Source organism: Sphingomonas sp., assembly GCF_039594485.1.
In the GTDB taxonomy this organism is placed as follows: Bacteria; Pseudomonadota; Alphaproteobacteria; order Sphingomonadales; family Sphingomonadaceae; genus Sphingomonas.
In genome coordinates this window covers 1-9,329 of the sequence record NZ_JBCNNI010000063.1, presented here as the reverse complement: position 1 = coordinate 9,329, position 9,329 = coordinate 1, and the positions used below count along the sequence as shown (strand labels likewise).

The following is a 9,329-nucleotide window of genomic DNA, read 5'->3' as shown; positions in this document are numbered from 1 at the left end:
AAACCTCCCGGCCTAGAAACTTCCGTGCGCCAGCATCTCAATGCCAGTACCGCCAACACCCAGGCCGCCGCAGCAGCCCGCTCCGTCGCGGTGAAACCCCTCTAGGCCCCACCTCCATTACGGTCAACACGTTTTTTCACATCAGGGTCATTTTTATTGCGCAAAGCTGAAATATCCCGTCGTCAGACTCCTGCGCTTTCCGGGGCGCCCTCGCCTTCCACTGGAGCCTGTGCGCCATAATGGCGCGCCAACATGGCGCAGGCGATCAATTGGATCTGATGGAACAGCATCACCGGCAGCAGGACGACGCCCACCTGCGCCGCCGGAAACAAGACGCCCGCCATTGGCACGCCCGATGCCAGGCTCTTCTTCGAGCCACAGAATTGCAGGACGATCGCATCCTCCCGCGACAGGCGCATGGCGCGCGCGGTCAGGAAGGTCGCCGTCAGGATCACACCGAGCAGCAGCAGACAGATCAGCATCAGCCGCCCCAGATCCCCCGGCGACACGCGCGACCAAAGCCCTTCGACCACCGCAGCACCGAACGCCGTATAGACGACGAGCAGGATCGATCCGCGATCGACGATGCCCAGCAGCGATTTGTGACGCGCGACGAACGCACCGATCCACGGACGCAGAAGATGCCCCGCGACGAACGGCGCCAGCAATTGCAGAACGATACCCTCCACCGACGCCAGCGAAACCCCTCCCCCACCATCGACCCGCATCAGTAAGGCCACCAGCGCGGGGGTCAGGACGATGCCGATCAGGTTGGAGAAGGATGCACTACAGATCGCCGCCGCCACATTGCCCCGCGCGATCGCGGTGAAGGCGATCGACGACTGGACCGTCGATGGCAGCAGGGTCAGAAACAAAATGCCGGTCGCGAGTGAGGGATCGACTCCCGGCAGATGCGACAGCGCCAGCCCCAATAAAGGGAAGAGGACAAAAGTCGCCGCCAGCACCGCGAGATGCAGCGGCCAATTCCGCATTCCCTGCCAGATCGCATCCCGTGACAGCTTGGCCCCGTGGAGAAAGAACAGCAGGACGATCCCGGTATCCGCCAGATACCCGGCGAACACGGCAAAGCCGCCCCGTGCCGGAAGCACTGTCGCGAGGAGAACGGTTCCCAACAGGGCAAGGACGAAGGGTTCGAAAATCGAGAACAAACGCTGAAACATCGGCGATCCCAGACCAGAAGAATCCGACGACCAGCGCCTGTGCACCAGGCCGCGATTCCATGCGCTCGATTACGTCAGTATCGCTGCCCATGCCAAGGATCATGCCGAAGCGCCGAGACACAGGCCCCGAGGATTCGCCCAGCCCAAAAAGGGGGAATGGAAAATGGGGGGAGCATCGCCCGAATCGCTCGACCCCCATCCCGATCGTCACGCCGATGCCGGTCTTTCCGGCGGCTTCCACTCCCGATTTTCGATTCGTTCTTTATTTGGCCGACGATGCCTGCTTTCCGTAGGGGAAAACACGGCCAAAAAAAAGGCCGGTCAAAGACCGGCCGGAAAGTTTTTAGGAGAGGATGCCTGAAAGGCCTGATCCTTGTGCATCGCAGCACGGATTAACGCAATTGCAACATCGGCAAACTGAATTGCAAAAAACGCAATCTATCGCCCATTCTCCCCCGGCAAGGGGATTGCGGTGCTGTTCTTGATCTCCTCCATCGCGAAGGCCGCACTGACATCCACCAGGCGGACGCGGTCGATCAGCCGCTTATAGACCCGATCATAGGCCTTGATATCGGCGACGCGGATCTTGAGAAGATAGTCGATCTCCCCAGCCATGCGGTAGAATTCGACCACTTCGGGCATGGCGCTGACCGCGCGGGCGAATTCATCGAGCCATGCGGCGGAATGCTCGGCGGTGCGGACACTGACGAACACCGTCATCCCCGCTTCCAGCTTGGCCGGGTCGAGCAGCGCGACACGACGCAGGATCACCCCCTCCTCCTCAAGCCGCCGGATACGCCGCCAGCAGGCATTCTGGGACAGGTTCACCCGCGACGCGATATCCGCGACCGAGATGCCGGCGTCTTCCTGAAGCTGGGCGAGGATGGCTGTGTCGATTTTATCGATCATGAAGCGACTTCCTGCAATTTCACACCATCATATAGCCGATATGGCACAAACTTTGGTATGACTTGGCACTACGATGCGCATATCCCTTTCGCATAAAGAAGGGAATGCCATGTTGATGACCGTCCAACCCCGAGCCATCGAACCCGATATCGCCGCAAGAATGCTGGGGATCGCGGTCGCCGAACGGCCCGTGGACCAGGCATTCGTCGCCAGGGCCATGGCGGTCATCGATCGCGATCGACGGCGCTGCCCGGAAACGCCGCTGCTGGCTCTGGCGCTGCCCTCCGCACCGTCGATCGACCTTTATATGAAGGACGAATCCGCTCATCCGACCGGCAGCCTGAAGCACCGGCTGGCGCGCTCGCTGTTCACCGGTGGAATCGTCGCGGGCGTGATTCGTGAAGGACGACCGCTGATCGAGGCGTCGTCGGGGTCGACCGCCGTGTCCGAAGCCTATTTCGCGCGGCTGCTCGATCTTCCCTTCCACGCGGTCATGCCGGCCAGCACCGCGCGCGCGAAGATCCGGGCGATCGAGGCGCAGGGTGGTCAGTGCCACCTGGTGGAGCCGCACCGCCTGTATGACGAGGCGCGCGACCTGGCCGATGCGCTGGGCGGGGTCTATCTGGACCAGTTCACCAATGCCGCACCCGCGACGGACTGGCGCTGCGACAACATCGCCTCCGCGATCCTGACCCAGATGGCGGGCGAGCCGCACGCTGTTCCCGACTGGATCGTGGTCGGCGCAGGGACCGGCGGCACCGCGGCGACCATCGGGCGACATTGCCGCTATCGTGGTCTTTCCACCCGGCTATGCGTCGCCGATGTCGAGCATAGCGCCTTTTTCGAGGGATATCGCGACCAGAATCCCGCGGCCTGCTGCCCCTCCCCTTCGCGGATCGAGGGGGTCGGCCGCCCCAGGATCGAGCCGTCCTTCCTGCCCGGCACGGTCGACCGCATGATGAAGCTGCCCGATGCGGTATCGATCGCGGGCATGCGGTTGGCAAGCGAGCTGCTCGGGCGGCCGGTGGGGCCGTCGACCGGCGCGAATTTCGTCGCCGCCGCGCTGCTGGCGCTGGATATCCGGGCCGCGGGGCGCCCGGGATCGATCGCCACGCTGATCTGCGACCATGGCGCGCGCTATGCCGATTGCCACCATGATCGCGACTGGCTGGCACGTCAGGGGCTTGCCGAAAGCGTCGACGCTGCCGAAATGTCGCTTCGTACCATGTTGCTCAAGGACGCCGAATGACCACCAATCCGCTGCTCGCCGATACTGATCTTCCCGATTTCGCCGCCATCCGCCCCGAGCATCTGGTCCCCGCCGTCAAGAGCATGATCGCCGACGCGCGCACCGCCGCCGACCGGATCGGCGGATCCAATGCGAGCGACTTCGCCGATGTGGTATTGGCCAGCGAGCGCGCCGGTTTCGCGATCGAGCGGGGCTGGTCACCCGCCGGACATCTCCATTCGGTGGCGGACACCCCCGAACTCCGCGCCGCCTTTGCCGAGGCGCAGGCGATGCTGGCCGAATATGGGCTGGAGGCCGGGCAGGATCCGCGCCTGTTCGCCGCGTTCAACCGGGTCGACCTTTCCCCGCTGAACGAGGCGGAGGCGCGTGCGGTCGAACTGGCGCGTCGCGGTTTCCGCCTGTCGGGTTTGGCGCTGGACGATGCAGCCAAGGCGCGCTTCCGCGAAATCGGTGTCGAGTTGAACCGCCTGTCCACCGAGTTCGGCAATGCGGTGCTCGATTCGACCGAGGCATGGAGCGAGCATGTCACCGACGAAGCGCTGCTGTCGGGCCTGACGGACAATGCCAAGGCGATCCTGGCCGCCTATGCCGCCGAGAAGGGGCTGGATGGCTGGCTCGTCACGCTTCGCGAACCCAGCGTGCAGGCGATCCTGACCCAGGCCGACCATCGCGATCTGCGCGCACGCGTCGCCAGGGCCTATGCCACTCGCGCGTCCGATCAGGCGGCCGATCCCGCGCATGACAATAGCGCGCGCATCGACCGCATTTTGGAACTGCGCCACGAGGCGGCCAGGCTGCTCGGCTTCAATGACGCCGCCGCACGCTCGGTCGAGACCAAGATGGCGCAGTCGGCGGACGAGGCGCTGGCCTTCCTGTCCGATCTCGCCGCGCGGGCACGTCCCCTTGCGGAACGCGAACTGGCCGAGGCGACCGCCTATGCCGCCGAAAAGTTCGGTATCGCCAAGCTGGAGCCCTGGGATACGGGCTATGTCGCCGAGCATATGCGCCGCGAGCGTTTCGGCGTCGATCGCGAGGCCATCCGCGCCTATTTCCCCCTGCCCCGCGTGATGGAAGGCACGGTGGCGCTGATCGAGCGGCTCTATGGCATCCGCCTGGTCGAGCGATCGGGCGTTTCGGTGTGGAACGACGATGTCCGCTATTATGACGTGCAGGATGCAAGCGGGCAGATCGTCGCGGGCGTCTATTGCGACTTCCATGCCCGCGCGGGCAAGCGTGGCGGCGCATGGATGGATGTGTGCCGTCCGCGCTTCCGCGATGCCGATCGTTTCCACCGGCCGATCGCCTATCTGACCTGCAACTTCCCGCCCGCGACCGGCGACACCCCTGCCCTGCTGGCGCATGGCGACGTCGTCACGCTGCTGCACGAGTTCGGTCATGTGCTGCATCACCTGCTGACCGAGGTCGACCTGCCCTCGATCGGGGGAATTTCGGGTGTCGAGTGGGATGCGGTCGAACTGCCCAGCCAGTTCATGGAGAATTTCGCCTGGGATCGCGCGACGCTGACCGACCTGTCGGCGCATGTCGAAACCGGCGAGCCCCTGCCCGACGAACTGTTCGCCAAGATGCTGGCGGCGCGCCGGTTCCAGGCGGGCCTCTTCCTCCTGCGCCAGATCGAGTTCGCGACCTTCGACCTGCGGTTGCACCGGGATTATGATCCGGCGCAGGGCGGCCGGGTGATGCAGGTACTGAATGCCGTGCGCGACGAGGTGGCGGTGATCCGCCCGCCGGAGTGGAACCGCTTCCCGCACAGCTTCAGCCATATCTTCGCGGGCGGCTATGCGGCGGGCTATTACAGCTATCTCTGGGCCGAATTGTTGTCGGCGGACGCCTTCGCCGCCTTTGCCGAGGAAGGCCAGGCGGCCGGCGACCGGTTCCGCCGCGAGGTTCTGGCACGCGGGGCGAGCCGTCCGGCGGCGGAGAATTTCCGGGCATTCCGGGGCCGCGCCCCGCAACCGGACGCGTTGCTGCGTCATCACGGTCTGGCGGCCTGAGACCGGAGGCCGGGTTCGCGCAGGCGACCTGGCCCGTTCCGGCTTCGCCCCCAACCAACGTAGGTTGGGGGAAAAAATCGCTCGACTTCGGAATTCGCCACGGCTTCATAACCATCATTGCCACATCAGATCATGGCATGGAGGACAGGCCGTGAGCGGATCGGGCTCGCCCCGGCCTGGTATATCAGCGGTTATGCGCGGATGCTGGCATTCGTCCTGCCGAAGCTGATCCTCGGGTGGCTGCTATGGCCGTTCGGCGCGCGTCGGCGCGCAAGGATCGCGACCGCGCTGGTAAAGCGTCGCTGATCGACATGGATATCGCGCTGGCCGCCTATTTCGAGGCCGAACAGGCGGGGTGCCGCGCGGTCATCGAACGCTGCGGCGTGGTGTTCGACGAGATGGCGAAAAGAGACCTGACCGCCTCGCTCGACGGGCTACCCACCAAATATCAGACACTGGCCGACGGGGTCGAGGCGATGGGCGGGATCGAACGCGCGCAAGCTGGCTGTGGAGGCCTAGACGCTGGCCCGCGAAGTCGCCCGCTTTCGCCTGACAGACTTGATGGGTGACCCCGCCAACCCGGTTTTCATCACATACGGCGGCGGCTGTCCGTCGTCTGATCCCCCCCTCCCTTCCCGAAGAGCCTTGGCCTCCGACGAAAGCCGGCGCCATCTTGTTTCATGGAGAACTACTGCCCCGCACCCCGCCAGCCGGTGCCAGGGTTTGAGGTGAACAGACCTTCTCCGCGTCGTTCGCGGACGCTAAATACGACCGCATCGATCGGGAAATGCGAAAAACCACCCAAGGTCTTTGCCCGGGCGGGATGGAACGCTGCTATCGAAAAAATGGTGGAGCCGAGGGGGATCGAACCCCTGACCTTCGCAATGCCATTGCGACGCTCTCCCAGCTGAGCTACGGCCCCATCGATGTCGGCATGACCCGGCGGGAAGCGGGTCTGCCCGTCAGTGGATCAGATCACACTGACATTCCGGCGGAATGGTGGAGCCGAGGGGGATCGAACCCCTGACCTTCGCAATGCCATTGCGACGCTCTCCCAGCTGAGCTACGGCCCCGTTCCGCTGTGGAGGCAGCCCACTAGCGGGGCCGCCGGGGCTCGGCAAGCACTTTTTTCAAGCACCCGCCGAGCCCATCGGACAACTTAGTGTTCGTCGTCCTCGCTGGACGTTTCCACGCCCAGGTCGTCGTCGCCGCCGAGATCGACTTCATCGTCGGGCGAGGGCTCTTCGTCCTCACCGGTGATGTCCAGATCTTCGTCGTCACCGCCCGCCAGATCGCTGTCGGCTTCCTTGTTCTCGGCCTTGGCCTGCTCGAACGGCAGGGGCTGCTTCGACTTCAGGATGGGTTCGGGCTCCCACTGCGTCCCGCAATTGATGCAGGTCACAGGGTCGTCCTTTTCGAGGTCGTAAAAGCGCGTCGCGCATTTCGGGCACGTACGCTTCGTGCCCCATTCCGGCTTGATCATGCCGTTCATCACCTTTCGGATTGGGTTTTCCGCCGGAGCGAAAAGTGGGCGCGCCTTGCCACAGCGCAAGCCGCCTGTCAAAAGCCCGCGCCATCATGGCGCATACTCTTCCCCAACCTCGCATCGTGCGAGCCGCCGCCGCCCTTCGCGGCACCATCGCCGTTCCGGGCGACAAATCGATCAGCCACCGTTCGCTGATGCTATCCGCGCTCGCGGTCGGCGAAAGCCGGGTCCAGGGGCTGCTGGAAGGTGAGGACGTGCTCGCCACCGCCGCCGCGATGCGGGCGATGGGCGCGGACATCGTTCGGCAGGATGACGGCGTGTGGGTGATCCACGGCGTCGGCGTGGGCGGGTTGCTCCAGCCCGAAAGCGCGCTGGACATGGGCAATTCGGGCACGTCGACGCGCCTGCTGATGGGGCTGGTCGCCAGCCATCCGATCACCGCGACCTTCATCGGCGACGCGTCGCTGTCCAAGCGACCGATGGGCCGCGTCATCGAACCGCTGTCGCAAATGGGTGCGCAGTTCCAGGATACGCCCGGCGGCCGCCTGCCGCTGATGGTACGCGGGATCAGCCCGGCGGTGCCGATCCGCTACACCCTGCCCGTCGCCTCGGCGCAGGTGAAGTCGGCGATTCTGCTGGCCGGGCTCAACACGCCGGGCGAGACGGTCGTGATCGAGCCGATCGCGACCCGCGACCATAGCGAGCGGATGCTGGCGGGCTTCGGCGCCGACCTGACCGTCGCTCCCTCGCCCGAGGGCCGGGTCATCACCATTCGCGGCGAGGCCGAACTGAAGCCGCAAAATATCGTCGTGCCGGGGGATCCCTCGTCCGCGGCCTTCTGGCTGGTCGCTGGTTCGATCGTGCCGGGCGCGGATGTGACGATCACCAATGTCGGCATGAACCCGACGCGGACCGGCATCATCGCCGCGCTGAAGATGATGGGCGCCGACATCACCGAGCTTGATTCGCGGATCGTCGGTGGCGAACCGGTTGCCGATCTTCGCGTTCGTCACGCTCCCCTGTCCGCCATCGAGGTCCCCCCCGAACTGACGCCCAGCATGATCGACGAATATCCCGTGCTGTTCGTCGCGGCGGCCTTTGCCAGCGGCACGACCATCGCACGCGGGGCCGAGGAACTGCGGGTGAAGGAGTCGGATCGCATCACCGCCATGGCCGATGCGCTGGGCGCATGCGGTGTGAGGTGCCAGGAATATGAGGACGGCATGGCCGTGACCGGCACCGGCGGCGATCCCATTCCCGGCGGCGCGACCATCGCGACCCTGCTCGATCACCGAATCGCGATGAGCATGACCATCGCCGCGCTCAATGCGCGGGATCCGATCACGCTGGACGACGCGGCGCCGGTCGCCACCAGCTATCCCGTCTTCTTCGACACGCTCGAGAAGCTGGGAGCGCTGTCATGATCATCGCGGTCGACGGCCCGGCGGCGAGCGGCAAGGGCACCATCGCCCGCGCGCTCGCCCGGCATTACGGGCTGCCGCATCTGGATACCGGTCTGCTCTACCGCGCGGTCGCGGCGACGGTGCGGACCATGGGGCTCGACCCGACCAAGGAAGCCGACGCGGTCGCCGCCTGTGGGTTCGACGACAGCCTGCTCGCCGAGCCGATCCTTCGCGATGACGAGACGGGCAAGCTCGCCTCGATCGTCTCGGCCCATCCGCTGGTCCGCGCGGCCCTGCTCCAGCGGCAGAAGCGCTTCGCCAACCAGCCCGGCGGCGCGATCCTCGACGGGCGCGACATCGGTACGGTCATCGCGCCCGATGCCGACGCCAAGCTCTTCGTGAAGGCCAGCCCGCAGGTGCGCGCGCGGCGACGGCATAATGAACTTGCCGCGAACGGCTCCACCGCGACGTTCGAACAGGTCCTGGCCGATATCCGTGCCCGCGACGAGCGGGACAGCGGGCGGGCGACGGCGCCGTTGACTCAGGCGGCGGATGCGGCGGCGCTGGACACCTCCAGCCTGACGATCGACGCGGCGGTCGCCCGCGCCATCCAGTTCGTCGACGCGCAGGTCGCGACAAAGGCGCGCCTCTAAAAAACCCTCCCCCGCGAGGCGAAGGCGACCGCCGCGAAGCGGTGGTGGAGGGGTGTCCCGCTATCGAGAGCGGCACCCCCTCCCCTTACCTTGCGCAAAACCGCCTTTTCGGCTATGGAGCCCGCGCTCGCGGACCCTGTTCCGCGGAGAGGCTGACGCGGGGCCTTGTCCTCAACGTCCTTTCCGCATTTCTCGCGGACCGCCGCTTTTCCGTGATTCAGACACATCTTCGGGCTTGGTGGCGTCGGCATGGGGTCGGCGCGGCCATCACCAAAGGTCGGAAGCAAGCCTCCGACCCGACGTGAAAAACTCTCAGGAACCTAACCCTTTTATGGCAACCAACCCCCAGCCCACGCGCGACGATTTCGCGGCGATGCTCGATGACATGTTCGGCGGTGCCGACAGCTTCGAGGGTCGCGTCGTGCATGGCACCGTC

General features: G+C 65.4%; 9 protein-coding genes and 2 tRNA genes. 6 read left to right on the top strand and 5 right to left on the bottom strand.

Annotated features, from left to right (window positions below; translation table 11 throughout):
• Positions 1-182: 182 nt before the first annotated feature.
• Together ABDV78_RS18930 and ABDV78_RS18925 are read right to left on the bottom strand one after the other, a co-directional pair.
• Positions 183-1,181 carry a bile acid:sodium symporter family protein gene (locus tag ABDV78_RS18930; RefSeq protein WP_343529009.1) on the bottom strand — a complete coding sequence of 333 codons (999 nt, stop codon included), beginning with the start codon at positions 1,179-1,181 and terminating at the stop codon, positions 183-185.
• Positions 1,182-1,619: 438 nt separating this feature from the next.
• Positions 1,620-2,090, bottom strand: coding sequence for an Lrp/AsnC family transcriptional regulator (locus ABDV78_RS18925; RefSeq protein WP_343529008.1), 471 nt, complete (start codon positions 2,088-2,090; stop codon positions 1,620-1,622).
• Positions 2,091-2,205: 115 nt separating this feature from the next.
• Here ABDV78_RS18925 and ABDV78_RS18920 point away from each other — a divergent pair, with 115 nt between their 5' ends.
• The 4 genes from ABDV78_RS18920 to ABDV78_RS18905 all read left to right on the top strand — a co-directional run bounded on the left by ABDV78_RS18920 (position 2,206) and on the right by ABDV78_RS18905 (position 5,920).
• Positions 2,206-3,339 (top strand): pyridoxal-phosphate dependent enzyme, encoded by a 1,134-nt coding sequence (locus ABDV78_RS18920; protein WP_343529007.1) that lies wholly within the window; start codon positions 2,206-2,208, stop codon positions 3,337-3,339.
• Entirely contained in the window at positions 3,336-5,351 is a 2,016-nt protein-coding gene (locus ABDV78_RS18915) for a M3 family metallopeptidase (RefSeq protein ID WP_343529006.1), read from the top strand. Before ABDV78_RS18920 ends, ABDV78_RS18915 begins: the two co-directional genes overlap by 4 nt.
• A 132-nt stretch (positions 5,352-5,483) precedes the next feature.
• Positions 5,484-5,657: a hypothetical protein gene (locus ABDV78_RS18910; RefSeq protein ID WP_343529005.1), complete on the top strand. Its 174-nt coding sequence runs from the start codon at positions 5,484-5,486 to the stop codon at positions 5,655-5,657.
• A gap of 5 nt (positions 5,658-5,662) precedes the next feature.
• Positions 5,663-5,920, top strand: coding sequence for a hypothetical protein (locus ABDV78_RS18905; RefSeq protein ID WP_343529004.1), 258 nt, complete (start codon positions 5,663-5,665; stop codon positions 5,918-5,920).
• A gap of 277 nt (positions 5,921-6,197) precedes the next feature.
• Here the strand turns inward: ABDV78_RS18905 and ABDV78_RS18900 are convergent.
• The 3 genes from ABDV78_RS18900 to ABDV78_RS18890 all read right to left on the bottom strand — a co-directional run bounded on the left by ABDV78_RS18900 (position 6,198) and on the right by ABDV78_RS18890 (position 6,834).
• Positions 6,198-6,273 (bottom strand) — tRNA-Ala (locus tag ABDV78_RS18900).
• A 75-nt stretch (positions 6,274-6,348) separates the two neighbouring features.
• Positions 6,349-6,424: transfer RNA gene (locus ABDV78_RS18895), tRNA-Ala, on the bottom strand.
• 86 nt (positions 6,425-6,510) lie between these two features.
• On the bottom strand, positions 6,511-6,834 hold the full coding sequence (locus tag ABDV78_RS18890) for a TIGR02300 family protein (RefSeq protein WP_343529010.1): 324 nt from the start codon (positions 6,832-6,834) through the stop codon (positions 6,511-6,513).
• A 95-nt stretch (positions 6,835-6,929) separates the two neighbouring features.
• On the opposite strand from ABDV78_RS18890, the gene aroA reads away from it, so the two are divergent.
• Entirely contained in the window at positions 6,930-8,261 is a 1,332-nt protein-coding gene (aroA, locus tag ABDV78_RS18885; protein ID WP_343529003.1) for a 3-phosphoshikimate 1-carboxyvinyltransferase, read from the top strand.
• Entirely contained in the window at positions 8,258-8,893 is a 636-nt protein-coding gene (cmk, locus tag ABDV78_RS18880; RefSeq protein ID WP_343529002.1) for a (d)CMP kinase, read from the top strand. The genes aroA and cmk overlap by 4 nt, the downstream gene beginning before the upstream one ends.
• Positions 8,894-9,329 lie beyond the last annotated feature (436 nt).

What these genes read in the sequence shown, in the direction of transcription:
- ABDV78_RS18930 (WP_343529009.1), bottom strand. Translation starts at nt 1,181, where the DNA reads ATGTTTCAGCGTTTGTTCTCGATTTTCGAACCCTTCGTCCTTGCCCTG.
- ABDV78_RS18925 (WP_343529008.1), bottom strand. Translation starts at nt 2,090, where the DNA reads ATGATCGATAAAATCGACACAGCCATCCTCGCCCAGCTTCAGGAAGAC.
- ABDV78_RS18920 (WP_343529007.1), top strand. Translation starts at nt 2,206, where the DNA reads ATGACCGTCCAACCCCGAGCCATCGAACCCGATATCGCCGCAAGAATG.
- ABDV78_RS18915 (WP_343529006.1), top strand. Translation starts at nt 3,336, where the DNA reads ATGACCACCAATCCGCTGCTCGCCGATACTGATCTTCCCGATTTCGCC.
- ABDV78_RS18910 (WP_343529005.1), top strand. Translation starts at nt 5,484, where the DNA reads ATGGCATGGAGGACAGGCCGTGAGCGGATCGGGCTCGCCCCGGCCTGG.
- ABDV78_RS18905 (WP_343529004.1), top strand. Translation starts at nt 5,663, where the DNA reads ATGGATATCGCGCTGGCCGCCTATTTCGAGGCCGAACAGGCGGGGTGC.
- ABDV78_RS18890 (WP_343529010.1), bottom strand. Translation starts at nt 6,834, where the DNA reads ATGATCAAGCCGGAATGGGGCACGAAGCGTACGTGCCCGAAATGCGCG.
- aroA (WP_343529003.1), top strand. Translation starts at nt 6,930, where the DNA reads ATGGCGCATACTCTTCCCCAACCTCGCATCGTGCGAGCCGCCGCCGCC.
- cmk (WP_343529002.1), top strand. Translation starts at nt 8,258, where the DNA reads ATGATCATCGCGGTCGACGGCCCGGCGGCGAGCGGCAAGGGCACCATC.